This window comes from Ruegeria sp. D6 (assembly GCF_056534365.1).
In genome coordinates, this window is the sequence record NZ_JBQFPH010000005.1 from 1 (window position 1) to 26,068 (window position 26,068).

The 26,068-nt window shown below is 57.2% G+C and carries 21 protein-coding genes; 3 read left to right on the forward strand and 18 right to left on the reverse strand.

The features are described 5' to 3' along the window. The 4 genes from ACR0A1_RS16005 to rpsL form a co-directional block, all read right to left on the reverse strand. Window positions 1-91: GTP-binding protein (locus ACR0A1_RS16005; RefSeq protein WP_036223564.1), on the reverse strand; the 91-nt coding region annotated here is incomplete at its 3' end. A gap of 60 nt (window positions 92-151) precedes the next feature. After that, window positions 152-2,269 (reverse strand): elongation factor G, encoded by a 2,118-nt coding sequence (gene fusA, locus ACR0A1_RS16010; RefSeq protein WP_170328783.1) that lies wholly within the window; start codon window positions 2,267-2,269, stop codon window positions 152-154. Window positions 2,270-2,287: 18 nt separating this feature from the next. Further along, window positions 2,288-2,758 (reverse strand): 30S ribosomal protein S7, encoded by a 471-nt coding sequence (gene rpsG, locus ACR0A1_RS16015; RefSeq protein WP_010441203.1) that lies wholly within the window; start codon window positions 2,756-2,758, stop codon window positions 2,288-2,290. Window positions 2,759-2,773: 15 nt separating this feature from the next. Further along, window positions 2,774-3,145, reverse strand: coding sequence for a 30S ribosomal protein S12 (rpsL, locus tag ACR0A1_RS16020; RefSeq protein WP_005621086.1), 372 nt, complete (start codon window positions 3,143-3,145; stop codon window positions 2,774-2,776). 398 nt (window positions 3,146-3,543) lie between these two features. Here rpsL and ACR0A1_RS16025 point away from each other — a divergent pair, with 398 nt between their 5' ends. Then, on the forward strand, window positions 3,544-4,359 hold the full coding sequence (locus ACR0A1_RS16025) for a glycosyltransferase (protein WP_480868338.1): 816 nt from the start codon (window positions 3,544-3,546) through the stop codon (window positions 4,357-4,359). On the opposite strand, the gene ACR0A1_RS16030 is transcribed toward ACR0A1_RS16025, so the two are convergent. From ACR0A1_RS16030 to rplK, 10 genes are all read right to left on the reverse strand, one after another. After that, window positions 4,344-5,213, reverse strand: coding sequence for a DMT family transporter (locus ACR0A1_RS16030; protein ID WP_480868340.1), 870 nt, complete (start codon window positions 5,211-5,213; stop codon window positions 4,344-4,346). The genes ACR0A1_RS16025 and ACR0A1_RS16030 overlap by 16 nt on opposite strands. A 129-nt stretch (window positions 5,214-5,342) precedes the next feature. After that, entirely contained in the window at window positions 5,343-6,416 is a 1,074-nt protein-coding gene (locus ACR0A1_RS16035) for a PLP-dependent cysteine synthase family protein (RefSeq protein WP_480868342.1), read from the reverse strand. Between the two features lie 141 nt (window positions 6,417-6,557). Beyond that, a complete protein-coding gene (rpoC, locus tag ACR0A1_RS16040; RefSeq protein ID WP_170406489.1) occupies window positions 6,558-10,799 on the reverse strand; it encodes a DNA-directed RNA polymerase subunit beta' in 4,242 nt (1,413 codons plus the stop codon). A gap of 52 nt (window positions 10,800-10,851) precedes the next feature. After that, window positions 10,852-14,988: a DNA-directed RNA polymerase subunit beta gene (gene rpoB / locus ACR0A1_RS16045; protein ID WP_170611190.1), complete on the reverse strand. Its 4,137-nt coding sequence runs from the start codon at window positions 14,986-14,988 to the stop codon at window positions 10,852-10,854. 250 nt (window positions 14,989-15,238) lie between these two features. Next, window positions 15,239-15,613 (reverse strand): 50S ribosomal protein L7/L12, encoded by a 375-nt coding sequence (rplL, locus tag ACR0A1_RS16050; protein WP_010441182.1) that lies wholly within the window; start codon window positions 15,611-15,613, stop codon window positions 15,239-15,241. Between the two features lie 80 nt (window positions 15,614-15,693). Continuing rightward, window positions 15,694-16,212, reverse strand: a complete 519-nt coding sequence (gene rplJ / locus ACR0A1_RS16055; RefSeq protein ID WP_010441181.1) for a 50S ribosomal protein L10 — start codon at window positions 16,210-16,212, stop codon at window positions 15,694-15,696. A 515-nt stretch (window positions 16,213-16,727) separates the two neighbouring features. Then, window positions 16,728-17,648, reverse strand: coding sequence for a hypothetical protein (locus ACR0A1_RS16060; protein WP_480868345.1), 921 nt, complete (start codon window positions 17,646-17,648; stop codon window positions 16,728-16,730). Next, window positions 17,645-18,313 (reverse strand): class I SAM-dependent methyltransferase, encoded by a 669-nt coding sequence (locus ACR0A1_RS16065; protein ID WP_480616354.1) that lies wholly within the window; start codon window positions 18,311-18,313, stop codon window positions 17,645-17,647. The genes ACR0A1_RS16060 and ACR0A1_RS16065 overlap by 4 nt, the downstream gene beginning before the upstream one ends. A gap of 304 nt (window positions 18,314-18,617) precedes the next feature. Next, the gene (rplA, locus tag ACR0A1_RS16070) at window positions 18,618-19,316 is read right to left on the reverse strand and encodes a 50S ribosomal protein L1 (RefSeq protein ID WP_010440987.1); all 699 of its coding nucleotides are present in this window, start codon (window positions 19,314-19,316) and stop codon (window positions 18,618-18,620) included. Window position 19,317: 1 nt separating this feature from the next. Next, window positions 19,318-19,767 (reverse strand): 50S ribosomal protein L11, encoded by a 450-nt coding sequence (gene rplK / locus ACR0A1_RS16075; RefSeq protein ID WP_010440985.1) that lies wholly within the window; start codon window positions 19,765-19,767, stop codon window positions 19,318-19,320. A gap of 381 nt (window positions 19,768-20,148) precedes the next feature. Here rplK and ACR0A1_RS16080 point away from each other — a divergent pair, with 381 nt between their 5' ends. Both ACR0A1_RS16080 and ACR0A1_RS16085 read left to right on the forward strand, forming a co-directional pair. Then, complete coding sequence (locus ACR0A1_RS16080) at window positions 20,149-21,390, forward strand: peptidoglycan-binding domain-containing protein (protein ID WP_170398593.1); 1,242 nt, start codon at window positions 20,149-20,151, stop codon at window positions 21,388-21,390. A 95-nt stretch (window positions 21,391-21,485) separates the two neighbouring features. Beyond that, window positions 21,486-22,673, forward strand: coding sequence for an adenylate/guanylate cyclase domain-containing protein (locus ACR0A1_RS16085; protein ID WP_480868347.1), 1,188 nt, complete (start codon window positions 21,486-21,488; stop codon window positions 22,671-22,673). A 47-nt stretch (window positions 22,674-22,720) separates the two neighbouring features. Here the strand turns inward: ACR0A1_RS16085 and nusG are convergent, their stop codons facing one another. The 4 genes from nusG to ACR0A1_RS16105 form a co-directional block, all read right to left on the reverse strand. Next, window positions 22,721-23,254 carry a transcription termination/antitermination protein NusG gene (gene nusG, locus ACR0A1_RS16090; protein WP_152459924.1) on the reverse strand — a complete coding sequence of 178 codons (534 nt, stop codon included), beginning with the start codon at window positions 23,252-23,254 and terminating at the stop codon, window positions 22,721-22,723. Between the two features lie 192 nt (window positions 23,255-23,446). Further along, on the reverse strand, window positions 23,447-23,644 hold the full coding sequence (gene secE / locus ACR0A1_RS16095) for a preprotein translocase subunit SecE (RefSeq protein ID WP_170398600.1): 198 nt from the start codon (window positions 23,642-23,644) through the stop codon (window positions 23,447-23,449). Window positions 23,645-23,724: 80 nt separating this feature from the next. Continuing rightward, a complete protein-coding gene (ccoS, locus tag ACR0A1_RS16100) occupies window positions 23,725-23,883 on the reverse strand; it encodes a cbb3-type cytochrome oxidase assembly protein CcoS (protein ID WP_074737762.1) in 159 nt (52 codons plus the stop codon). Between the two features lie 5 nt (window positions 23,884-23,888). Beyond that, window positions 23,889-26,066, reverse strand: coding sequence for a heavy metal translocating P-type ATPase (locus ACR0A1_RS16105; protein WP_480868350.1), 2,178 nt, complete (start codon window positions 26,064-26,066; stop codon window positions 23,889-23,891). Window positions 26,067-26,068 lie beyond the last annotated feature (2 nt).

Genomic DNA, 26,068 nt, shown 5'->3' on the forward strand with positions numbered 1-26,068 from the left:
CTGCGGTCAGCGTGGTCTTGCCGTGGTCAACGTGGCCAATCGTGCCGATGTTGACGTGCGGCTTATTACGCTCAAACTTTTCCTTTGCCATGATGGCCTCCTTTTTCGGTAATGAAGGGAGCGCGTTAGCCGCGCTCCCTCAAATCTTCGCTTATGCGTATTTCGCCTGAATCTCGTCCGAGATGTTCTGCGGGACCGGATCGTAGTGATCGAACTGCATGGTGAACTGGGCACGGCCCGACGACATCGAACGCAGAGTGTTGATGTAGCCGAACATGTTGGCCAGCGGAACAAACGCGTCGATCGCGATTGCGTTGCCGCGCGGTTCCTGACCAGACACCTGGCCACGACGCGAGGTCAGGTCGCCGATGATACCGCCGGTATATTCTTCCGGGGTGATCACTTCGACCTTCATGATCGGTTCCAGCAGTTTCGCGCCAGCTTTGCGCATGCCTTCGCGCATACACATCCGCGATGCGATTTCGAACGCCAGAACGCTCGAGTCAACGTCGTGGAACTTACCGTCCAGCAGGGCAACCTTGAAGTCGATCACGGGAAAGCCGGCCAGCGGGCCGCTATCCATGACCGAGTTGATGCCTTTTTCAACACCGGGGATGTATTCCTTCGGAACGGCACCACCAACGATGCGGCTTTCAAACGAATAGCCTTCGCCTGCTTCGGTCGGCTGGATCTCCAGCTTGACTTCCGCGAACTGACCCGAACCACCCGACTGTTTCTTGTGGGTGTAGGTGTGCTCGACCGGCATCGAGATGGTTTCGCGATAGGCCACCTGAGGTGCACCGATGTTCGCTTCAACCTTGAACTCGCGCTTCAGACGGTCAACCAGGATGTCCAGGTGAAGTTCGCCCATGCCCTTCATGATGGTCTGACCCGACTCCAGGTCGGTTTCCACGCGGAAGGACGGGTCTTCGGCGGCCAGACGGGCCAGACCCTGGGACATCTTCTCTTGGTCGCCCTTGGTTTTGGGCTCGACCGCGATTTCGATCACCGGGTCGGGGAAGGTCATGGTTTCCAGAACCACCGGATCCTTCGCGTCACACAGAGTGTCGCCGGTGGTGGTGTCTTTCAGACCCGCCAGCGCGATGATGTCGCCTGCAAACGCTTCTTCGATCTCTTCCCGGTTGTTCGAGTGCATCATCATCATACGACCGATGCGCTCTTTCTTACCTTTGGTCGAGTTCAGGATCGAGTCACCCTTGTTCATGGTGCCCGAGTAGATCCGGGTGAAGGTCAGAGAGCCAACGAAGGGGTCGTTCATGATTTTGAACGCCAGACCCGAGAAGGCCATGTCGTCGTCTGCACGACGGGCGATGTCACGAACTTCTTCCTCGTCGCCGGGTTTGAAGCCCATGTAATCGACAACGTCCAGCGGGCTGGGCAGATAGTCGATCACAGCGTTGAGCAGCGGCTGAACGCCTTTGTTCTTGAACGCCGAACCACCCAGAACCGGAACGAACGCGATTTCCAGAGTACCTTTGCGCAGCAGAGCGCGCAGGGTCGGAACGTCGGGCTCATTGCCTTCCAAGTATTCCATCATCGCGTCGTCGTCCATTTCGACGGCCGCTTCGATCATCTTGCCGCGCCATTCGTCAGCCATGTCTTTCAGGCTGTCGCGGATAGGAGCTTTGATCCAGCTTGCGCCCAGATCTTCGCCCTGCCACAGCCACTCTTCCATGGTGACCAGGTCGATCAGACCTTCCAGCTCGGACTCGGCACCGATCGGAATACCAACCGGAACAGCGCGTGCGCCGGTGCGGTCTTCGATCATGTTGACGCAGTTGAAGAAGTCAGCGCCGATCTTGTCCATTTTGTTGACGAAAACCATACGCGGAACCTTGTAGCGGTCAGCCTGACGCCACACGGTTTCGGTCTGGGGCTCAACACCGGCGTTTGCGTCCAGAACGCAGACAGCACCGTCGAGAACCGCCAGCGAACGCTCAACTTCGATGGTGAAGTCAACGTGGCCGGGGGTGTCGATGATGTTCAGGCGGTGCTTAGGAGTTTCTGCGGTCTGACCGTCCTCGGTGCGTTCCCAGAAAGTGGTGGTCGCAGCCGAAGTGATGGTGATGCCGCGTTCCTGCTCCTGCTCCATCCAGTCCATGGTGGCTGCACCATCGTGCACCTCACCGATGTTGTGGGATTTACCAGTGTAATACAGGATACGCTCCGAGCAGGTGGTCTTACCTGCGTCGATGTGCGCCATGATACCGAAGTTACGGTACAGTTCGAGCGGATATTCGCGTGCCATTGGTCTAAGCCTCTCGGATTACCAACGATAATGGCTGAAGGCTTTGTTCGCCTCGGCCATCTTGTGGGTGTCTTCGCGTTTCTTGACGGCAGTACCGCGGGACTGAACGGCGTCCAGCAGCTCGCCTGCAAGGCGCTCTTCCATGGTGTTTTCGTTGCGGCCGCGCGCAGCAGTGATCAGCCAGCGGATGGCCAGTGCTTCGCGGCGCTCAGGGCGCACTTCGACCGGAACCTGATAGGTTGCACCACCAACCCGGCGCGAGCGAACCTCGACCGACGGTTTGATGTTGTCGAGCGCTTCGTGGAACACTTCGACAGGAGCGCGCTTTACCTTGTTCTCAACGCGGTCAAACGCGTTGTAAACGATGCGCTCTGCGACCGACTTCTTGCCGTCGATCATCAGGTTGTTCATGAATTTGGTCAGTACCTTGTCGCCAAATTTGGCGTCAGGCAGGACTTCGCGTTTTTCGGCGGCGTGACGACGTGACATATCAGCCTCTCCTTCTTACTTGGGACGCTTCGCGCCGTATTTCGAACGACGTTGCTTACGATCTTTGACGCCCTGAGTATCCAGAACACCGCGCAGGATGTGGTAACGCACACCGGGAAGGTCTTTTACACGGCCGCCACGGATCAGAACAACCGAGTGTTCCTGCAGGTTGTGGCTTTCACCCGGGATGTACGAGATGACCTCGAACCCGTTGGTCAAGCGCACTTTGGCAACCTTACGCATAGCCGAGTTCGGCTTCTTCGGTGTGGTGGTGTACACGCGGGTGCAGACGCCGCGTTTCTGCGGGCACTGCTCCAGGTGCATGGACTTCGAGCGTTTTACTTTGGGCTGCCGCGGTTTGCGGATCAGCTGTTGAATAGTTGGCATTCCGGTTTCTTCCCCGTTTTGCAACACACATGACATGCACGCGCGTTGCGTGCGGTTAAATTCGCTGCACTCATGCGTCCACAAGCGCAAAACCCGCGAGCGTTCCCATTCCGAGGTGAACGTCGCGGTTTGTTATCAGAGGGCGCGAACGATAAAAGTGTTCGGGCCTTGACCAGTTCATTACTGAAATCGGTTATGGGGCGGCCCCCGGTACCGAGATGTCGCGCGTATTAAGGGGAGTCGGCCCGAGTGTCAACAGCCCAGCGGGAAAGGCGTGTTGTACATAAGAACTCCGGCGGTCTATCAGGAACTAATGAAGATTCCCACTGCGCCGACGCATTGCAGCACTTCGGCACCGTATGCATTGTGAACATGCCCTGCAAACCATTGGATGCCCCATGCAAGTCTTTGGCCTGTGTCGATTTTCATTCCCTGCTCTGGGCGATTTCCAGATCGAACATGACACGGTCGCAGATCGGCGCGCCCATCTCTACAACCCTGTTCGTCTGGAAGAGCGGTTCCGCTTGTTCGAATCTGTGACGTTGCCCAGCTTTCGCGCGCAGACAGATGGGGACTATCAGCTTCTGGTCGTTGTTGGGGACTGTCTGCCGCAAAAGGCGCTCGACCGGCTTAAGGACCTCACCGCTGACATCAAGCAGGTACGAATTGTCCAAAGACCCGTCGAACCAAGCCATAAACACCGGCAGGTCATGAAACGAATCCTTCAGGAAGCGCGTTCAAACCCGGACCGGCCCTGTCTTCAATTTCGCCATGATGACGACGACAGCATTTCGATTGATTTCATCGAAAGACTGCGCGAGTCCGCCGATGATGTTGCCGGGCTGATTGGAAAAAATCAGGCCATAGGCCTCGATTTCAACAACGGATACCAGGCCAGCTTTGGGCCGAATGGGGTTCGGGCGGCACAAATCTACAAATCTCTGCTTGGGGTGGGCTTGGGCATGCTTATCGCGGGCGGGTGCGACCACACGATCATAAGTTTTACCCACAACCGGATCGGGCGTTTCATGCCAGTGGTCAGTTATCCTGATCGCCCGATGTGGATCAGGACATTGAACAACTCCAACGACTCGCCGCGCGCTGAAAAGCAGAAGGCGCAGCTTGCGCCGATCACGCCCGAAATCGAGACCGATTTTGCCACGCGTTTCGCGCTAAACCCCGGTTTCGTACGTTTGCCTCACTTCTCCGCTTGACGCGACCGTTCGCGAAACAGAGTGAACATCCCTGCCCCAACTACCAATGCACCACCCAGCATTGTGATCGCGTCCGGCCAGTCACCAAACACAGCCCACCCCAGTCCCAGTGCCCAAATCAGGCTGGAATAGCGAAATGGCGCAACAAAACCGACCTCGCCCACGCGCATCACCATGACACTGAACAGATAGCCTATCAGAACAAAGACCGCAGCGCTGGCGATCATCGCTCCAGATGCGGTCGAGACCGGCACCCATCCTTCAAACGTGGAGACGATGATCGCTGCCAATGTGATAGTGAGGGATGTCGCCAGTGTTACCACCATAGAAGGTACTTCAGCTGACATTCGGCGGGTGATCAAATCGCGAACTGTAACGGAAGCAACCGCAATCAATGCGTAAATCGCATAGATGCTGAATCCTTCAGGACCGGGCCGAACGATCAACAACATACCGACGAACCCAAGCGCAATTGCAGCAATACGTCTCCATCCAATTACTTCACCGAAGAATAAGGCAGCACCCAAAGTCACGGTCAGCGGCAACGCCTGTAGAACTGCCGTAACGTTGGCAAGCGGCATGTGCATCAGAGCCGTTAAAAAGAAGATGGTCGCCGCCAACTCTGCCAGGCACCGTAATGCGATAAGCCATTTGTCATGGAGGGGAAAATTCAGGTGAAGCGCCCCAAGATAACGGGCCATTATCAACACAAGAACTGTCGCCAAAACTCCGCGCATGGTCACAAGTTGGAACAGAGGCAGATCTTGCCCCACCACTTTCACCAACGCATCATTGACGGTAAAGGCCGCCATGCTGCCCATCATCAGCAGCGCGCCTTTAACGTTAGGACTCATTTAATCAACACCCGGCCTTCAATATATCGTCGTACTAACTGTTCAATCGATCACGAAGTCAATTTGCGCCTGACAATCCTACAGTAATAGTTCCGACGAGCTACACAAACTGTCGACTTTTCAGTCGTTTCAATCTGTCATCTGGGCGGAAGGCGTAGATTTCGAGATCTCGATCTCATCATCCGTCATCTCCTCTTCTACGCCATCAAACAATGGCGTCGAAAGGTAACGCTCGCCCGTATCTGGCAACATTACCAACATGACGGAACCTTCCGGAGCAGTCTCCGCCAGTTTCATCGCGACCGCAAAGGTCGAGCCACCAGAAATACCGGTAAAAATCCCCTCTTCCGCGGCCAAACGGCGCGACCATGCAATACCGTCGCTACCGGGAACGGGAATCAACTCATCGTAGTAGGAGTTATCAATGGCCTCCTGCAGAACCCACGGAATGAAATCAGGCGTCCAACCCTGTATCGGATGCGGTTCGAAGTTCGGGTGGCTCTCGGTCGGCTGGTTTATTTCGTTGCGGGTGTTTACATACCCCGACGACACAATGGCTGCATTGGCAGGCTCGGTCAGGATGATCTTGGTCTCAGGGCGCGCTTTCCTCAGCACCCGGGCCACGCCCGAGACCGTCCCGCCAGTGCCATAGCCCGTAACCCAATAGTCGAGATTCTGCCCATCAAAGTCACCCAAGATTTCCCTCGCGGTGGTATTTTCGTGAATATCGGCATTGGCTGCGGTTTCAAACTGGCTGGCCAGGAACCAGCCGTTCTGCTCGGCCAATTCCTTGGCTTTTGTATACATGCCGAACCCCTTTTGCGCGCGCGGTGTCAGGACAACTTTTGCCCCCAAAAACCTCATCAGCTTGCGCCGCTCGACCGAGAAACTGTCGGCCATCGTCACAACTAAGGGATAGCCTTTGGCCGCGCAGACCATCGCCAGCCCGATACCGGTATTCCCCGAGGTCGCCTCAACTACTGTCTGACCGGGTTTTAAGCTACCGTCGCGTTCTGCCGCTTCGATGATGTTGAGGGCAAGGCGATCTTTGACAGAACTGGCCGGGTTAAACGCTTCGAATTTTACGTAAACCGTCACGTTTGAGGGCGCGATCCTGTTTATTCGTATGCTTGGCGTGTCTCCAACGGTGTCCAAAATACTGTCATACAGGCGCTTTCGCCCATGCGTTTGACGGGTTGTCATTGCGGCCCCCTCCTCTGTTGACGAAAGCATGCCACAAACCGGGTCACATTAGTAACTATCTTTGTGAGAGTTCGCCTCGGAGCGCTCACAACAAGAAAGGCCCCGCGAAATCGCGGGGCCTTTCTTAGTTATTGAGGGTGCCTATTCGCGGCTTTCCGGTGTTTCCACCAGAACGTCCAGCTCATCACCGACCATGTCGTCGTCGAAGGTCGGAGCGGCCAGAGCAGCGGCTGCTTCGGCCTCTTCCCTGCGCGCTTCGATAACCACGTTGTCACGCGACTGCGCGATGTGGCGGACGGCCTGAGTGGCCCCACCGGTCCCGGCGGGGATCAGACGACCAACGATTACGTTCTCTTTCAGGCCAACCAGCTTGTCTTTCTTGCCCTGAACCGAGGCTTCGGTCAGCACGCGGGTGGTTTCCTGGAACGACGCCGCCGAGATGAACGAACGCGTCTGCAGCGAAGCTTTGGTGATCCCCAGAAGGATCGGCTCACCCTGAGCCGGACGACCGCCACGCGAGATAGTCTTCTCGTTGGCTGCGTCGAACTCTTGCTTGTCGACATGTTCGCCTTTCAGCAGGGTGGTGTCACCTGAATCCAGGATCTCCCACTTCTGCAGCATCTGGCGCACGATGACCTCGATGTGCTTGTCGTTGATCTTAACGCCCTGCAGACGATAAACGTCCTGCACTTCGTCGATCATGTAATCCGCCAGCGCTTCGACACCCATGATGGACAGGATGTCATGCGGAGCCGGGTTACCGTCCATCAGGTATTCACCCTTCTGGATGAAGTCCCCTTCGGCGACCGGGATGTGCTTGCCCTTGGGTACCATGTATTCGATGGTCTCCATGGACTCGTCAGCCGGTTCGATGCTGATGCGGCGCTTGTTCTTGTAGTCGCGGCCAAAGCGCACGTAACCATCGGCCTCTGCGATGATCGCGTGATCTTTCGGACGACGGGCTTCGAACAGTTCGGCCACACGTGGCAGACCACCGGTGATGTCCTTGGTCTTGGCGCCTTCACGCGGGATACGCGCAACAACGTCACCGGCTTCGATGGTCTGACCATCTTCGACGGACAGGATCGCATCCACCGACATCGGATAGTGAACCGGGTTGCCCGCATCGTTGCGGACCGGCTCGCCATCTTCACCGACCAGAATAATCTCGGGCTTGAGGTCGCTGCCTTTGGGGGCCGCGCGCCAGTCGATCACGATCTTCTGGGTCATACCGGTTGCGTCGTCGGTCTCATCCCGGACCGCAAGGCCCGAAACAAGGTCGACATATTTCGCGGTACCGGCTTTCTCGGCGATGATCGGCAGGGTGTAGGGATCCCATTCGAACAGCTTGTCACCACGAGCAACCTTGGTGCCGTCCTTGACAAACAGCTTGGAGCCATAGCCCAGCTTGTGGCTGGCACGCTCTTCGCCGTGTTCGTCGCTGATCACCAGCTTCATGTTCCGGCCCATAACGAGGCTTTCGCCTGCGGCATTGACCAGAATCTGCGGGTTCTCGAAGGAAACGACGCCTTCCTGGCTGGCTTCCTGGAACGACTGCTGACCACCTTGCGCAACACCACCGATGTGGAAAGTACGCATCGTCAGCTGCGTACCGGGTTCACCAATGGACTGCGCGGCGATGATGCCGACAGCCTCACCTGTGTTCACCATCGTGCCGCGTGCAAGGTCACGACCGTAGCAGGTGGCGCAGACGCCTTCCTCGGACTCACAGGTCAGAGGCGAGCGGATGCGCATCGACGCAACACCAGCTTCGTCAATGGTGTCCGCCATGCGTTCGTCGATCAACTGACCAGCGGCCACGATCACCTCATCCGTGCCCGGACGCAGAACATCGTCAGCCGCCACACGACCCAGCACACGTTCGGCCAGCGAGGCAACAACCTCACCGTCATTCACGGCGGCTTCGGCTGTGATCGCACGCTCAGTACCACAGTCGATCTCGCGAACGATGCAGTCCTGTGCGACGTCCACCAGACGACGGGTCAGGTAACCCGAGTTCGCCGTCTTCAGAGCGGTATCCGACAGACCCTTACGGGCACCGTGGGTCGAGTTGAAGTACTCGAGAACGGTCAGACCTTCTTTAAAGTTCGAGATAATCGGCGTCTCGATGATGTCACCGTTCGGCTTGGCCATCAGGCCACGCATACCGCCCAGCTGTTTCATCTGAGTGACCGAGCCACGCGCACCCGAGTGGGCCATCATGTAGACCGAGTTCGGCTCTTGATCTGACCCATCTTCGGCCTTGGCAACGTCCGAGATGGTGCTCATCATCGCTTCGGTGACGCGGTCGTTACACTTCGACCAGGCATCAACAACTTTGTTGTACTTTTCGCCCTGAGTGATCAGGCCGTCCATGTACTGCTGTTCAAAGTCCTTCACCTGACCGCGGGTGTCATCAACGATGCCCCACTTGTCATCCGGGATGACCATGTCGTCCTTACCGAACGAGATGCCCGCCTTGAAGGCTTCTTTGAAGCCCATCGACATGATCTGGTCACAGAAGATAACCGACTCTTTCTGACCGCAGTAACGGTAGACGGTGTCGATCACCTGCTGCACTTCTTTCTTCCGCAGCAGGCGGTTGACCAGCTCGAACGGGGCTTTGTTGTTCATCGGCAGCAATGCACCCAGACGCAGACGGCCCGGAGTGGTTTCATAGCGCTTCTGAACTTCGTTGCCTTCGTCGTCGATCTGCGTGATCCGCGCGGTGATTTTCGAGTGCAGATGCACCTCACCGGCGTCCAGCGCGTGCTGAACTTCTTCGATCGAACCGAAGACCTTGCCTTCGCCCGGCATGCCTTCGCGTTCGAGGGTCACATAGTACAGACCCAGGATCATATCCTGCGACGGAACGATGATCGGTGCACCGTTTGCAGGCGACAGAACGTTGTTCGTCGACATCATCAGAACACGCGCTTCCAGCTGCGCCTCAAGGCTTAGCGGGACGTGAACGGCCATCTGGTCCCCGTCGAAGTCGGCGTTAAAGGCCGAGCAGACCAGCGGGTGCAGCTGGATGGCTTTACCTTCGATCAGAACCGGCTCGAACGCCTGAATGCCAAGACGGTGCAGCGTCGGCGCACGGTTCAGCATGACAGGATGTTCGCGGATCACCTCGTCGAGGATATCCCACACTTCGGGACGTTCTTTCTCGACCAGTTTCTTCGCTTGCTTAACAGTCGAAGACAGACCCTTGGCTTCAAGGCGCGAGTAGATGAACGGCTTGAACAGCTCCAACGCCATCTTCTTGGGCAGGCCACACTGGTGCAGCTTCAGCTCTGGACCGGTCACAATGACCGAACGACCCGAGAAGTCGACGCGCTTACCCAGAAGGTTCTGACGGAAGCGGCCCTGCTTGCCTTTCAGCATGTCCGACAGCGATTTCAGCGGACGCTTGTTGGCGCCGGTGATCACGCGGCCACGACGGCCGTTGTCGAACAGAGCGTCAACGGATTCCTGCAACATCCGCTTTTCGTTGCGGACGATGATGTCAGGCGCGCGCAGTTCGATCAGACGCTTCAGACGGTTGTTCCGGTTGATGACGCGGCGATACAGATCGTTCAGATCCGAGGTCGCGAAACGGCCACCATCCAGCGGGACCAGCGGACGCAGTTCCGGTGGAATGACCGGGATCACGGTCATCACCATCCATTCAGGCCGGTTGCCCGACTCGAGGAAGGATTCAACAACCTTCAGACGCTTGATGATCTTTTTGGGCTTCAACTCGCCGGTTGCTTCGGCCAGATCAGCGCGCAGCTGCTCGGCTTCGGCTTCCAGATCGATCTGGGCCAGCATCTCACGGATGGCTTCAGCGCCGATATTGGCGGTGAACGCGTCCATGCCATAGGCATCCTGCGCGTCCATGTACTCTTCTTCGGTCAGCATCTGGCCGTAGGTCAAGTCAGTCAGACCGGGCTCGATGACGACATAGTTTTCAAAGTACAGAACGCGTTCCAGATCACGCAGCGTCATGTCCAGCATCAGACCGATGCGAGACGGCAGCGATTTCAGGAACCAGATGTGTGCGACGGGCGCGGCCAGTTCGATATGGCCCATACGCTCACGGCGGACTTTCTGCAGGGTGACTTCCACACCGCATTTCTCGCAGACAACGCCGCGATATTTCATCCGCTTATATTTGCCGCATAGACATTCGTAATCTTTGATCGGGCCAAAGATACGCGCGCAGAACAGACCGTCACGCTCGGGCTTGAACGTGCGGTAGTTGATGGTTTCGGGTTTCTTGATCTCGCCATAGGACCAAGACAGGATCCGCTCGGGCGACGCCAGCGAGACCTTGATCTCGTCAAAGACCTTCGGGGGCGTCAGCGGGTTGAACGGGTTGTTGGTGATTTCCTGGTTCATTTTGATACCTCAAATTTTGCGGAAGGGGGGACGGGAGGAAGGGCCGAGGCCCTTACTCCTCAACCTCCGCATCCAGGAGTTCCATATTCAGGCCGAGGCCACGGACTTCTTTAACCAGAACGTTGAACGATTCCGGTACGCCCGCTTCAAAGTTATCCTCGCCCTTGACGATGGACTCATAGACCTTGGTCCGACCGGCGACGTCATCCGATTTCACGGTGAGCATCTCCTGCAGAGTGTAGGCGGCGCCGTAAGCTTCCAGAGCCCAGACCTCCATCTCACCAAAGCGCTGACCACCGAACTGCGCCTTACCACCCAGCGGCTGCTGGGTAACCAGGCTGTACGGCCCGGTCGAACGCGCGTGGATCTTGTCGTCCACCAGGTGGTGCAATTTCAGCAGGTACTTGATGCCCACGGTGACCGGGCGCGCGAATTGCTCACCGGTGCGACCGTCGAACAGAACCGACTGACCGCTTTCCGAGAAGCCTGCACGCACCAGCGCGTCGTTGACGTCAGCCTCTTTGGCCCCGTCAAAGACCGGGGTCGCAATCGGAACACCGCGGGTCACGTTGCCCGCAGCCTCGATCAGGCCATCCTCGTCCAGACCTGTGATGCCTTCTTCGTAGACATTTTCACCATAGGCCAGCTTCATCGCTTCGCGTACCGGGGTCAGATCGCCGGACCGGCGGTATTCACCCAAAGCGTCGTCAATGTTCAGACCCAGACCGCGTGCGGCCCAACCCATGTGGGTTTCAAGGATCTGACCGACGTTCATACGCGAAGGCACACCCAGCGGGTTCAGACAGAAGTCAACCGGAGTACCATCGGCCAGGAACGGCATGTCTTCCATCGGAACAACCTTGGAGATCACACCTTTGTTCCCGTGACGACCGGCCATCTTGTCACCCGGCTGCAGCTTACGCTTCACGGCGATGAAGACTTTGACCATCTTCATCACACCCGGCGGCAGGTCGTCGCCACGACGGACTTTCTCGACCTTGTCCTCGAAACGGGCGTCCAGAGCACGCTTTTGCACTTCGTATTGCTCGTTCAGAGCTTCAACGATCTGTGCATCCTGCTCGCCTTCCAGCGCCAACTGCCACCACTGACCGCGGGTCAGGGTTTCCAGCAGATCCTCGGTGATCACCGACCCTGCCTTGACGCCTTTCGGGCCTTTGACAGCGGTTTTACCCAGGATCAGACCTTGCAGACGCGCGTAGATGTTGCGGTCAAGAATCGCCAGCTCGTCGTCCCGGTCACGGGCCAGACGTTCGACTTCCTCACGCTCGATCTGCAGCGCACGCTCGTCTTTCTCGACGCCGTGACGGTTGAAGACGCGGACCTCAACGACCGTACCGTAGTCACCCGGCTTCACGCGTAGCGAGGTGTCGCGCACGTCAGATGCTTTTTCACCAAAGATGGCGCGCAGCAGCTTTTCTTCCGGGGTCATCGGGCTTTCGCCCTTCGGAGTGATCTTGCCGACCAGAATATCGCCCGGCTCAACATCCGCACCGATGTAAACGATGCCTGCCTCGTCGAGGTTGCGCAGCGCTTCTTCACCGACGTTCGGGATGTCGCGGGTGATCTCTTCCGGGCCCAGCTTGGTGTCACGGGCGGCGACTTCGAATTCCTCGATATGGACCGAGGTAAAGACGTCATCACGCGCGATACGTTCCGAGATCAGGATCGAGTCTTCGTAGTTGTAACCGTTCCACGGCATGAACGCGACGACCACGTTCTTACCAAGCGCCAGTTCACCCATATCGGTCGACGGACCGTCGGCAATGACTTCGCCCTTTTGGACGGTGTCACCCACCTTGATCAGCGGACGCTGGTTGATGCAGGTGTTCTGGTTCGACCGCTGGAATTTGCGCAGACGATAGATGTCAACGCCAGCGTCGCCCAGTTCCAAATCCTCGGTGGCGCGAATAACGATACGCTGGGCATCGACCTGGTCAATGATACCGGCGCGTTTCGCCTGAATCGCAGCGCCCGAGTCGATCGCAACCTTTTCCTCGATCCCGGTACCGACCAGCGGCGCTTCGGCGCGCAGCAGCGGAACCGCCTGACGTTGCATGTTCGAGCCCATCAGAGCGCGGTTGGCGTCGTCATTTTCAAGGAACGGGATCAACGATGCAGCAACCGAGACCAGCTGTTTCGGCGACACGTCGATCAGGTCCACATTCTCGCGCGGGGCGAGGGTGTAGTCACCGGCCTGACGGGTCGAAACCAGATCGTTGATGAACTTACCATCGGCATCCAGCGTCGCGTTCGCCTGCGCCACGGTGTGACGCATTTCTTCGGTCGCGGACATGTAGTGTACCTCATCGGTCACCTCGGCGTCTTTGACGACGCGGTAGGGTGTTTCGATGAAACCATACTTGTTCACGCGGGCAAAGGTGGCCAGCGAGTTGATCAGACCAATGTTCGGACCTTCGGGCGTTTCAATCGGGCACATCCGACCATAGTGGGTCGGGTGTACGTCGCGCACCTCAAAGCCCGCACGCTCACGCGTCAGACCACCCGGGCCAAGCGCCGAGAGACGGCGTTTGTGGGTGACTTCCGAAAGCGGGTTGGTCTGGTCCATGAACTGCGACAGCTGCGACGAGCCAAAGAATTCACGAACAGCAGCCGCAGCCGGTTTCGCGTTGATCAGGTCCTGCGGCATGACGGTGTCGATTTCGACCGACGACATGCGCTCTTTGATCGCGCGCTCCATGCGCAGCAGACCGACGCGGTACTGGTTTTCCATCAGTTCACCGACCGAACGCACACGGCGGTTGCCGAGGTGGTCGATATCGTCCACGTCGCCTTTGCCATCACGCAGCTCAACCAGCGCCTTGATGCAGGCCACGATGTCTTCGCGACGCAGGGTGCGCAGGGTGTCCGGCGCGTCCAAAGCCAGACGCATGTTCATCTTCACACGACCAACGGCGGACAGGTCATAGCGCTCGCTGTCGAAGAACAAGGTGTCGAACAGAGCCGACGCAGCCTCGACGGTGGGAGGCTCGCCCGGACGCATGACGCGGTAGATGTCCATCAGCGCGCTTTCACGGTTCAGGTTCTTGTCCTGAGCCATGGTGTTGCGCATGTAGGGGCCAACGTTGACGTTGTCGATGTCCAGAACCGGGATGTCGGTGATGCCCGCATCCATCAGGTCCTTGACGGTGCCGCCGATCAGGTCGCCGTCTTTATCATACTCCAGGGTCAGCTCATCACCGGCTTCGACATAGATCGCGCCGTTTTCTTCGTTGATGATGTCCTTGGCGACATACTTGCCGACGATGTTGTCGAAGGGCACCAGCAGGTCGGTAACAGCACCTTCGTCGATCAGCTTCTTGACCGCGCGCGGGGTGACTTTCTTGCCCGCTTCGGCAATCACTTCGCCCGATTTCGCGTCGATCAGATCATATGTCGGACGGGTACCGCGCACACGCTCGGGGAAGAAGGGCGTGACCCAGCCTTTCTTCTTGTCCAGCTTGTAGGACACGGTGTTGTAATACGCGTCCATGATCGCTTCCTGATCCAGACCCAGCGCGTACAGCAGGGTTGTCACAGGCAGTTTGCGACGACGGTCGATACGGGCGAACACGATGTCCTTGGCGTCGAACTCAAAGTCCAGCCAGCTGCCGCGATACGGGATGATGCGGCAGGCAAACAGCAGTTTGCCTGAGGAATGGGTCTTGCCCTTGTCGTGATCAAAGAACACACCGGGCGAACGGTGCATCTGGCTGACGATCACACGCTCGGTACCGTTCACGATGAACGTGCCGTTCGGTGTCATCAGGGGCATGTCGCCCATGAACACGTCCTGTTCTTTGATGTCCTTGACCGATTTGGCGCCGGTGTCCTCATCGACATCAAACACGATTAGACGCAGCGTGACCTTCAGCGGCGCGCTGTAGGTCATGTCGCGCTGCATACACTCTTCAACGTCGTATTTGGGTTTTTCCAGATCGTATTTCACGAACTCCAAAACGGAGGTTTCGTTGAAATCCTTGATCGGGAAAACCGACTGGAACACGCCTTTGATGCCTTCGCCGTCTGTGGGCTGTTCTGCATCGCCGGAGCGCAGGAAAAGATCATAAGAAGATTTCTGCACCTCAATGAGGTTCGGCATCTCCAGCACTTCGCGGATTTTGCCGTAATATTTACGAAGACGTTTCTGGCCAAGGAACGTTTGAGCCATGTCAGATGTCACCTTTCGATGTTCTCAGCGGGCAAAGATACCGTCGGGCCCCGGCATCTTGCACATTCGAGACGACACGTCCGGATCAATTCGTGGCCACCGTCCCGAAGGTGGCCTCCCGATCCGAAAACCGTGTCTTAGAAAACGCCCCAGTATTTGAGACCCTTTCTAAGACAGGTTCGGCTGGACCCGGATTTCTCCGGGACCAGCCAAATTCTGCGGTGCATCAGCGATGCACCTGTCGAATGGCTTAGGCCAGCTCGACTTCGGCGCCAGCTGCTTCCAACTTGCCTTTGACTTCTTCGGCTTCGTCTTTCGACACGCCTTCTTTGATCTTGCCGCCAGCTTCGACCAGCTCTTTGGCTTCTTTCAGGCCCAGACCGGTGATGCCGCGAACTTCTTTGATCACGTTGATTTTCGAAGCGCCAGCGTTCTTCAGAACGACGTCGAATTCGGTTTTTTCTTCCTCAGCTGCGCCACCGGCGTCGCCACCAGCTGCGACCATGACGGCGCCACCAGCTGCGGGCTCGATGCCGTATTCGTCTTTGAGGATGGTTTTCAGTTCTTGTGCTTCCAGCAGGGTCAGACCCACGATGCTTTCTGCGAGTGCTTTCAGATCAGCCATTGTATTAGCTCTTTCCGTTTTACAGTGTGTGTTCCAACGTCAGGGGTATTCCCCTACGCAGATCATTCAGTGCCAACCGCTTACGCAGCTTCCGCCTTCTCTTCGATGGTGGAAAGGATGCTTGCGATGTTGCTTGCAGGTGCGCCAATCGCGCCGGCGATGTTCGAAGCAGGTGCGCCAATGCAGCCAACGATCGAAGCAATAAGCTCTTCACGAGACGGCATTTTCGAAACTGTTTCGACGCCTTTGCGGTCCAGAGCGTTCTCGCCCATTGCACCGCCGAGGATCTCAAAATTCTTGTTATCCTTGGCGAAGTCCTCGGCCACCTTGGCTGCTGCCACGGGGTCCTCGGAATAGGTCAGAACGGTCATCCCTGTCAGCAGGTCGGCCATGCTTTCACACGGCTTACCCTCAAGGGCGATTTTGGCGAGCCTGTTCTTGGCAACACGCACGGCACCACCCGCGTCACGAGCACGTGCGCGAAGGTCCTGCATCTCGGCAACTGTCAGACCGGCGTAGTGCGAAACCACTACGACGCCAGAGCTTTCGAAGATTTGGCCGAGTTCCTCGACCACTTTCTCTTTCTGGGCTCTATCCACAGTTCTCTCCAAGTTAGGGGCGATATCTCACCCCGGCTCATATTTGCCGCAGCTTTCGCTCCGGCGTTCAGGTCCGTTGTTACGGGATGGGCCAAAATGCGCCCGAGGATCGTGACCCTCAGAATTCTTTGGTCTTACCCGTCTCAGGCAGGGAATTAAGGGGCCACATGGCACCACCCACCGTCTTGGACGAAACAAAATAAAGCGCACGACGAATCGCACGCTTTATTCCGTGGCTCTACTTAGGACAGATAGGCCGGGTTTCCAAGAGGTAAATTTAGGCGGCTTGCACCTCCCGCGCAGGGGCTGCCACATAGTTGAAACTGTTCTGAGACATCTCGGTTTCCAGAAAACGAGCCGACACTGAGGCTTGCGGATTTCGCTACGCGCACCATAGCTACACGCCTGCTAAGACATCGCTCAATATCTGTGCGCAGAGCTGGCCAAGCATTCTGCCAACTAACCGCTATCGTGCAAATGCGGTCGCTGCTTGAGGGCACTGCGGCGGGGCGCTTTCAACCGCCGGTAAAGTCGTGCCGAAGCATAGGTGCAAACCTGCGGCGCGCAGTCCGCCAACGGAAATGAAAAAGCGGGTCCGGTATTCGCCAGTTTTCACCGTAACTCTGAGCCAGCAATGCTGGCGCGTCCTGCGGCAGCATGATTTCCCCACCATTAAGTGGTTTTAGCGGGAAAATCGCGCTTTCCGGCAAGTCGTTGAGTGAGTACGGGTACACGCTAAAGCGCCCGTTTTCCGTCCACGCCGGAAATAGATCTATATCAATACCCAAATTATTTTTAACTTTGAAGATTGGTATATTACGCTTTAACGAATTGGTATCCAGGCACTCATTGGCGAGCAACTCTCGCTGATAATCAATCCATTTTTCAGCGACGCCTTCAAGCGTAGACTCACCCAGATGCACTGCAAAATCGACATCGTCGTCGTGACCAATCAATCCACCCTCTCGAACGAGACCCAACAACGCGCCAGCGTATAGAATGATCGGCTTCCCTAAACGAATTACGGGTTCAAGCTCGGCGTCAAGTTTTGAAAAGATATCATCGCCAGCCTTTTCTCCGAATGTTCTGTTATAGCCATGTGGTGTAATGTAATCTGGGTGTAGCGTCTGCTTCACGCGCTCAAAAAACGAGGCAAAGCGCGCCTCCATACCCTGTTCTGCATAGCGAATTTCCATATGCTTCAGCCTACCGTGCGTCCGGGCAGGCTTTAATCTTCTGTGGCAGCACAAAAGAAGAAATGTCTCTTCCCAATCATCATAGAGCGACTGGTTCTCCAAGCGCATTATGGGATCCTTTAGCGCCTCAACCGCAAGGCGCGTTTTGCGAGGTCGTGGTAGTGCCGTTTGGGCCGCAGCATGCGTAAAAACATGCTCGCGAAGCGACGCGAGCTCCTTGATCAATTCTGCTTCGGTCATGGTGTTTTTTCATAGATCGCGCGGGCGACGATCGCATCTTCTGTTTTATATTTTGCGAAACCACTGCCTTCGACGCCATAACACTTTCGGAATTCTGAGGCTTCCATTTTTGAATCCAGATCCGTCGCACTTACGTATCGCCGAAAATGCGGCGCCGCAATTTTCGTTGTGGCTCGGTCCGCCAACGTTCGATATTCGAACGCTACGACATCGCCAGGCCTGCACCCGCTCCGCAGCGCCCGGATCAGAGCATCTTCTTCATCATCTGTGATCGCATGCAAAAAGAACCGAGCATAAACGCAAACGATTTCAGATCGTCGCTCGGACAACACACGCTCAACCAATCCATCTTCGAGATTGGTCTGAACAAATTCAAGATCGTCGCCGCCCTGCTTTTGTGCATGCTTTTGCGCTGACGCAATCGCTGCCTCAGACGCATCCATGCCGGTCACTTTGAACCCGTGTCGTGAAAAGAAAAAACTGTCACGGGCATTCCCACACCCTACGTCGATGACATGTGACTGCCGATCAATCTCATTTGCCACAAACGCTGCGAATTGCGACGGCAAGGTAAGCTCCCATGACCCTGCCGATTTCGCATAAAACTGGTCCCAAAAGGCGCGTCGATCTTCTGGAAGTGATTTCTGACGAATATTTTGGTTCATTGATGGGTATTCTCGAACAGCTACTACACGACAATGGGGGAACTGTGTCAGACCGCACCCCCTAGTTCAATCGCTTCTTTAGCCACCGCTGCTGAGGCATTGAATCTATGTTTGTGCGTATCGCTGCTTTTTAGTCAGCGTAGCTGTAACCGGGTTTGAAATTGGCAAAACTTCAAGATTTCAATTGAGGTGCAAGCAACCACGCTATCACACAGCTACAGCCTGTTTCTCATGTGGCACGCAATAAAAATCCCGGGCAGTTCTCACTACCCGGGATCAAGTTCTCACAGCTTAACGCTAAGGCTTATTCGCCCGCAGCAGCCGCCACGTCCAGAGTCACACCCGGGCCCATGGTCGAGCTCAGCGCGATTTTCTTCATATAGGTGCCTTTGGCACCCGACGGCTTGGCCTTGGCCACAGCCGAGATGAAGGCACGGACGTTTTCGACCAGCTTGGCTTCGTCGAAGGACGCTTTGCCAACACCGGCGTGCACAACGCCGCCTTTTTCCGCTTTGAACTGAACTTCACCACCTTTTGCTGCTTCCACAGCCGCTTTCACGTCCATGGTCACGGTGCCAACTTTGGGGTTCGGCATCAGGTTGCGGGGGCCGAGCACTTTACCCAGACGACCGACGATCGGCATCATGTCCGGGGTTGCAATGCAGCGATCAAATTCGATGGTGCCGCCCTGAATGGTTTCCATCAGGTCTTCCGCGCCAACGATATCTGCGCCCGCTTCTTTCGCTTCGTCTGCCTTGGGGCCACGAGCAAATACAGCGACGCGCATCGCTTTGCCGGTACCGTTCGGCAAGCCAACAACGCCGCGAACCATCTGGTCCGCGTGACGGGTGTCAACGCCGAGGTTCAGAGCGATCTCGATGGTCTCGTCGAATTTTGAGGTTGCGTTGCCTTTGACCAGGGAAACAGCTTCTTCGACCGACAGGTTTTCCTTGCCAGCGACAGCTTCGCGCGCAGCGCGGGTACGTTTACCGAGTTTTGCCATCTTACTTCACCTCGATGCCCATTGAGCGGGCCGAGCCCAGGATGATCTGCATTGCGCCTTCGACGTCGTTGGCGTTCAGATCTTTCATTTTGGCTTCGGCGATTTCACGAACCTGCTTCGAGGTTACGGTTGCCACGGTCTCACGACCTGGGTTTTCCGCACCACGAGGGCGGTTCCGCTTGCCGACCGGCTTCAGACCAGCCGCTTTTTTCAGGTAGTAAGACGCGGGCGGCGTCTTGATGTCCATGGTGAAGGACTTGTCCTGATAGTAGGTGATCACGGTCGGGCACGGGGCGCCGGGCTCCATGTCTGCGGTCTTGGCGTTGAACGCCTTGCAGAATTCCATGATGTTGATGCCGCGCTGACCCAGCGCCGGACCAACTGGCGGCGACGGGTTCGCCTGACCTGCAGGAACCTGCAGCTTCATTGTACCAGCAAGCTTCTTGGCCATTTGGTTTTCCTTTCAACTTAGGTGAAACGCGTTTCACCCAGACTATGTTGCGTGGTCCGATCCGGGATCGCGATCCCAGCAACCTCCCACGAGAGAATCTCGCCCGAAGACGATAGGGGCGGCACTTACAGCGGAACGGCGGGGTTGGCAAGTGGCCTGCCCTGCTCTCACACATCGAATCAAGCCCCCAAGTGGGTCTTATACGCTCACGGCGTACAGATCGTTACTAACAAGGTGCGACTGACAACTCTTAAGAAATTAATATCAATGCAGAATCTGCGCGGTGGTTGCGGGATGGTCGGGTTTCCGCCACCCCCCTCACCTCAATACTCGCAGCTGTGCTATACTCGACGAAATTAGTATTTTTGGTGGAGGTTAATTATGATCATTCGTTTATTAATAACAGTTGGCATCGCGCTGTCATTTGCGGCGTCTTCTCCTCAGACCGCGCGGGCCGATGCTGGCGAGATACTGGGCGGTGCTGTGGTTGGTGGCGTCATCGGCTACGCTATCGGCCGGGATCAGCAGAGAAAACAGCAGGCCCGGACGAGGTCAACAACAACACGCACCTATCGCCCCGGAATTCCGTCGACCACACAAGGGGCGCAAACCCAGACCGCGCTCAACTATTTCGGCTACAATGCGGGTCGCGTTGATGGTCAAGTCGGTCGTGGCACACGGTCTGCGATCGAACGCTATCAGGTCTCCATGGGCTACCCCGTGAATGGCTATGACTTCCAGCCCTATCAGCGCGACTTCCTAATGCAGGCCTATTACTGGGCGACAAGCGGCGGTCAGACGACAACTCAACTCGCAGGCCAACCGCTTTTGATGGAATACCGTCGGCAGATACAAACCGGCTCTGCCCTGGCTGCTGCCCCTCAGGCACCAGCACAAGCCCCAGCAACCACGATTCCGGTTGTGGTTCCTCAAGCTCAGGAACCAGAGCCCGAGGCCAATACAACTGAAACCGCCTCTGCCAGCCTGCCAAGCCTGTTTTCCGGCGGGACCGGCGGCCCATCGCTGGCCAATCGGTGTAGCGGGGTGATGCTGCAGACCTCGACAAACGGGGGCTACACGACGCTGTCAAATATGACGGATGCCGATTTTGCCCTCAGCGAACAGTTCTGCCTTGCTCGCAGCTATGCAATGGCGCGTGGCGAAGATCTGATGGCGGATATCCAGGGGCTGACGCCGGATCAGGTGAGCGCACAATGCGACTCGTACGGCGAAATGTTGGCACCGCAAGTTGATGCGCTGTCGATCAGCTCGAAGGCAGAAGCTGAAACCCAGGTACGCAAGCTTGCGCTGGACTCGGGCCTAAGCCCCGCTGATCTTGCAGCGACAAGCAAGGTTTGTCTGTCGATGGGCTACCGTCAGGACAACATGGACACGGCAGTCGGTTCTGCATTGATGCTAGTCGCGATGGGTGAGCCTGCCTATGGAGAGTTGATCGGCCACCACCTGCGCGAAGGCTTTGGTGTGCAACAGCGTCGCGATCTTGCGATGCAGTGGTACGATGCGAGCCTTTCGGCGTTGGATGCCGGTTCGCAGGCCGTCTTCCTGCCATCCCAGACCGACCGCCCGCAACTGTTGCGAGCCGCTATGGTTCAAGCGCAGTAAGTCGCGCACTCAGTCGTTTCAGCCTCTGCGAAGCTGATACAAATAACGCCGCGGTGTCAGTTTGCATCGCGGCGTTCTATATTGAGGGTGCCATTATGCCGACCCCACCGGAACCGATCTCAAAACATGACAAGATCGACGCTTTGATCGAGTGGATGGTTGACGGTGCCCGCCCAGCTGGAAATGCGGTCGATATCATCGAAGGTATCTGTACCCGTCTGCTGGATGCCGGTGTCGCCATCGACCGGTTCGGTTTGTTCATCTGGACGCTGCATCCCAATCTGATGGGTCGACGTTTCCTGTGGAAAGCGGGCGCTGGCGTTGATCGGGTCGACGCGCCGTCTCAATTGTTCACCGAGGCGATCTACACCGATAACCCCCTGCCGCATGTGATCGAGCGTCAGCAACCCATCCGCCGCCATCTGGAAGACCCCAACTGCCCCGAGGATTACATCATTGTCGGAGAATTGCGCGAGCAGGGCTTCACCGATTATCTGGCGCAACCGCTGATCTATCTCAACGGCGATACCCATGTCTGCACTTGGTCAAGTGCCACGCCCGGTGGGTTTTCAGAGAGTGATCTAGCGATCCTGAGCCGGGTTCGCGGTCCGCTCGCCCGCCTGACCGAGACCTATATGCTGCGGCTCGACGCGACCTACCTTCTGTCGACCTATGTCGGCCGTAACAGTGGCGCCCACATTCTGGACGGTAAAGTACATCGCGGTGATGGCAGCAAAATCGAGGCCGTTATCCTGTTTGCGGATCTCAAGGGATTTACCCGCCTTTCGAATTCGGTTTCCGGCGATACGCTGGTCCGGCTGCTGAATGACACGTTTGATTGCCTTGTCCCGTCGGTCATGGACCACGGCGGAGAGATTCTGAAGTTCATGGGCGACGGCTTTTTTGCCATCTTCCCAACCAGCACGAATCTTCCGCCAAAGGTGCAGATTCAGGCCGCCATCGCAGCGGTGCGCGAGGGTGTGGCGTCGCTGGCCGAGGCCGATTTTCAGCACAAGCTAGGCGTGCGCACTGCAATTCATCACGGTCGCTTCCATTATGGCAATGTAGGTGGCGGGGACCGGCTGGATTTCACGGCCATCGGTCCCGACGTCAATTTGGCGGCTAGACTTGTAGCGGCGGCCACAGACTTGGATTGCGACCATGTCCTTTCGGATACAGCCGCAGCATTTCTCCCGACACTCTGCGAACCGGTCGGAACTGTATCACTTAAAGGTTTTGGTGCGGATCAAACTGTCTGGCAGATGAGCACGCCCCAAACGTAAAAAGGGTGCCCATAAGGCACCCCAAACGATGGTTCGATGGGAACCAATCAGCTTTGCTTTGTGACCTGCGTAAAGTCCAGCTCGACCGGTGTTTCGCGGCCAAAGATCGAAACCGAAACTTTCAGTTTCTGGTTCTCGTCGTCCACACCTTCGACCATGCCGTCGAAATCCTCGAACGGGCCGTCGTTGACCTTGACCTTCTCGCCAACCTCGAAGCTGATCATCAGCTTGGGCGCTTCTTCACCTTCCTGAACGCGGTTGAGGATCTGGTTCACCTCGGCGTCGCGCATCGGCATCGGGCGGCCCTGAGGGCCCAGGAAGCCGGTAACGCGATTGATCGAGTTGATCAGGTGATAGCCCTGATCCGACATTTCCATGTGTACCAGCACGTAACCCGGCATAAAGCGACGTTCGGTGGTGACCTTCTTGCCCCGGCGCACTTCGATCACCTCTTCGGTGGGCACCAGAACCTCGTCGATATCGTCTTCAAGGCCCTGCTCAGCCACCGACGTGCGGATCTGCTCTGCGATCTTCTTTTCGAAATTCGAAAGAACGCTGACCGAATACCACCGTTTCGCCATGAACCTGTCGTCCTTGTTTGCCTTTGGGCTGCGACGCATCGCGCCCTTCGTTGAAATCCTATTGCGTCACCCGGAATAAAAAGCGGCGCGCAGCCCGATTCGCCGCACGCCCATTCCGAATAGTCATGTCACCTACTCTGACATCGCAAGCTGTGCAAGGGGGCAGTCGCGTTTCAGCTTGCCCAAACCGGCTTAGCTAAACGCGCCAAGCACGAGTTGCAGACCGCCACGAATGCCCAGATCGACCAGCGCAAAGAAGACAGCTGTCAGCGCCGCCATGATGAACACCATGACCGTGGTCAACAGCACCTCACGACGGGTCGGCCAGACGACCTTTGCGACTTCGGCACGGACCTGCTGAATGAACTGGATCGGGTTTAAGGTTGCCATGAGGCTACAATCTCTCTTCTAGCGGATGGGCCGGACATAGCCGGGCATTGCGGCAATTTCAAGGGCTGTTGACGCCTCTGTCAGGGCTTGGGCTTGTCATCCCATTCGTCGCTGAGGATACGGCGCGCATCGCCTTCCGGATCCTCATACTGGTTCGAGCGGACCGTGTAGATAAACGCAACCAAGCCAACCCCGCCCAAAAGCAGGGAAATCGGGATCAGATAGGCAAGCACTTCCATCAGAGTTACCTCAGCCGCAAGGCGTTCAGCGAAACAGTAATCGACGAGGTCGACATCGCCAATGCCGCAATAAGGGGTGTCGCCAACCCGGCAACGGCCAGCGGGACCGCGATGATGTTATAGACAGTGGCGATCCGGAAATTCTCGCGAATCCGACGCGTCGCCCTGACGGCTGTATCGCAAGCCTCAGCGATCGGGGACAGATCATTGCCCAGTAGCACGATATCCGACGCCACCCGCGCAGCATCCAAGGCGCTGGCCGGAGAAATCGAGACATGCGCCGCCGCCAATGCCGCCGTATCGTTCAGCCCATCGCCGACCATCAGAACGTGCCGACCCTGATCGCTTAGTTCCTGCACTTTGGCAGCTTTGTCTTGAGGCAAGGCCTGGGCGATCCAGTTCTCAATGCCAAGCTTGCCCGCCAAGGCCTGAACCGCGCCTTCCGTATCGCCGGAAATCAGGATGACGTCTTTGCCTGCCGCACGGAAAGCCGCGACCGCCTCGGCAGCGCCTGCGCGCAGACTGTCGGTAAAAGTAAAGCGCGATGGCGTCCGCGATTCGATTGCGAGCCAGGCTGCGGTCTGCTCACCATCTTCGCCGCCGACCCAGGCCGCTCGACCCAGCCGGACCTGCTGATCACGGTAAACGCCCTCAGTGCCATATCCCGGCACCTCAACAACATCGTGCAACTTGGCAGGCTTGATCCCGGCTTCACGCGCAGCCTTTGCAAGGGCAAGAGACAAGGGGTGCGAAGACGCTTCGGCCAATGCCAGAGCCACTTGCAAATCGGTACGCGAATGATCACCAAGATTGGTCAACTCAGGCGCACCGGATGTTAGGGTGCCGGTCTTGTCAAATACCACAGTATCCACTTCGGCCAGCCGTTCTAACGCGGTCGCGTGTTTGATCAGCATGCCACTGCGGAACAATCGGCCTGATGCTGCAGTGGTTACCGCCGGCACTGCCAAGCCCAGCGCGCAGGGACATGTGATGATCAAAACCGCCGCAGCGATATTCAGCGCCGTCCGGATATCGCCCGAATAAATATACCATCCTAAGAAGCTGAGCGCGGACAGTATATGCACCCCCGGCGCATAAAGCTTGGCCGCCTTGTCTGCCAGCGAGGTATACCGTGATCGGCCCGATTCAGCGATGGCTACCAGATCCGCCATACGGTGCAGCGAGGTATCTTCCCCGACTGCCGTCGCACGGATGGTCAGAGGGCCGGTCAGGTTAACCTCACCAGCACTGACGTTCAGCCCGGCCTCGGCAAAGACCGGGAGGGTTTCCCCGGTCAGCAGCGACCGGTCCAACTCGGACTGGCCCGAGATGATTTCGCCATCCACTGGCATACGCCCTCCGGGGCGCACCAGAATCAGATCACCCACGTTAAGGCTCGCCACCGCCACTTCCGCTTCGGTCCCATCCACTAGCCGGATGGCGCGCGGGACCTCCAGCGCGGTTAGTTCTTCGGCAGCCGAACGTGCCGCGGCACGGGTGCGATAGTCCAAATACCTGCCCGCTAGCAGGAAGAATGTCAGGGTCAAAGCCGCGTCGAAATAAGCATGTTCACCGCTGAGTGCAGTTTCCCAAAGCGACGTGACCAGAGCCAGCAGTATCGCCAAAACAATCGGCACATCCATATTCAACCGGCGTACGCGCAGAGCGCTCCAGGCGTTGGAAAAGAAAGGCTGGGCCGAGAATGCGATTGCAGGCAGCGCAATCGCCGCCGATATCCAATGGAACATGTCGCGCGTCGCATCGGTGGCGCCGGACCAGACCGACACCGATAACAGCATCACGTTCATCGAAGCAAAACCCGCCACTGCCAACCGCATCAGCAGATCGCGCCCGGCCTTATCGGTTTGCGTAGCCGAAAGCGCACCCGGATCCAGTTCGTGGGCTTCAAAGCCAGCGCGCTCCAACACCGGGATCAGATCATCGGCGCGCGTATCCGGTGCCGCCTTGATCATCGCGCGTTTCAGCGTGAGATTGACCCGCGCGTCTTCAACGCCGGGATGGGCATTCAACTCACGCTCGACCGTAGAGATGCAGGCCGAGCAGTGGATGCCTGGCAGCGACAGCGCGATCTGCACATCCTTTGGGATTGGCCGCGCCGCTTCCGCCGGGGCTGCGATGCAGCCAGGACAGGCTGCCCGAGATGGAGTGGCTTGCGCAACCATCT

Excerpts from the sequence above, each read along its gene's own strand:
- fusA (WP_170328783.1), bottom strand. The coding sequence starts at position 2,269 with ATGGCACGCGAATATCCGCTCGAACTGTACCGTAACTTCGGTATCATG.
- rpsG (WP_010441203.1), bottom strand. The coding sequence starts at position 2,758 with ATGTCACGTCGTCACGCCGCCGAAAAACGCGAAGTCCTGCCTGACGCC.
- rpsL (WP_005621086.1), bottom strand. The coding sequence starts at position 3,145 with ATGCCAACTATTCAACAGCTGATCCGCAAACCGCGGCAGCCCAAAGTA.
- ACR0A1_RS16025 (WP_480868338.1), top strand. The coding sequence starts at position 3,544 with ATGCAAGTCTTTGGCCTGTGTCGATTTTCATTCCCTGCTCTGGGCGAT.
- ACR0A1_RS16030 (WP_480868340.1), bottom strand. The coding sequence starts at position 5,213 with ATGAGTCCTAACGTTAAAGGCGCGCTGCTGATGATGGGCAGCATGGCG.
- ACR0A1_RS16035 (WP_480868342.1), bottom strand. The coding sequence starts at position 6,416 with ATGACAACCCGTCAAACGCATGGGCGAAAGCGCCTGTATGACAGTATT.
- rpoC (WP_170406489.1), bottom strand. The coding sequence starts at position 10,799 with ATGAACCAGGAAATCACCAACAACCCGTTCAACCCGCTGACGCCCCCG.
- rpoB (WP_170611190.1), bottom strand. The coding sequence starts at position 14,988 with ATGGCTCAAACGTTCCTTGGCCAGAAACGTCTTCGTAAATATTACGGC.
- rplL (WP_010441182.1), bottom strand. The coding sequence starts at position 15,613 with ATGGCTGATCTGAAAGCACTCGCAGAAAGCATCGTGGGTCTGACCCTG.
- ACR0A1_RS16060 (WP_480868345.1), bottom strand. The coding sequence starts at position 17,648 with ATGACCGAAGCAGAATTGATCAAGGAGCTCGCGTCGCTTCGCGAGCAT.
- ACR0A1_RS16065 (WP_480616354.1), bottom strand. The coding sequence starts at position 18,313 with ATGAACCAAAATATTCGTCAGAAATCACTTCCAGAAGATCGACGCGCC.
- rplA (WP_010440987.1), bottom strand. The coding sequence starts at position 19,316 with ATGGCAAAACTCGGTAAACGTACCCGCGCTGCGCGCGAAGCTGTCGCT.
- rplK (WP_010440985.1), bottom strand. The coding sequence starts at position 19,767 with ATGGCCAAGAAGCTTGCTGGTACAATGAAGCTGCAGGTTCCTGCAGGT.
- ACR0A1_RS16080 (WP_170398593.1), top strand. The coding sequence starts at position 20,149 with ATGATCATTCGTTTATTAATAACAGTTGGCATCGCGCTGTCATTTGCG.
- ACR0A1_RS16085 (WP_480868347.1), top strand. The coding sequence starts at position 21,486 with ATGCCGACCCCACCGGAACCGATCTCAAAACATGACAAGATCGACGCT.
- nusG (WP_152459924.1), bottom strand. The coding sequence starts at position 23,254 with ATGGCGAAACGGTGGTATTCGGTCAGCGTTCTTTCGAATTTCGAAAAG.
- secE (WP_170398600.1), bottom strand. The coding sequence starts at position 23,644 with ATGGCAACCTTAAACCCGATCCAGTTCATTCAGCAGGTCCGTGCCGAA.
- ccoS (WP_074737762.1), bottom strand. The coding sequence starts at position 23,883 with ATGGAAGTGCTTGCCTATCTGATCCCGATTTCCCTGCTTTTGGGCGGG.
- ACR0A1_RS16105 (WP_480868350.1), bottom strand. The coding sequence starts at position 26,066 with ATGGTTGCGCAAGCCACTCCATCTCGGGCAGCCTGTCCTGGCTGCATC.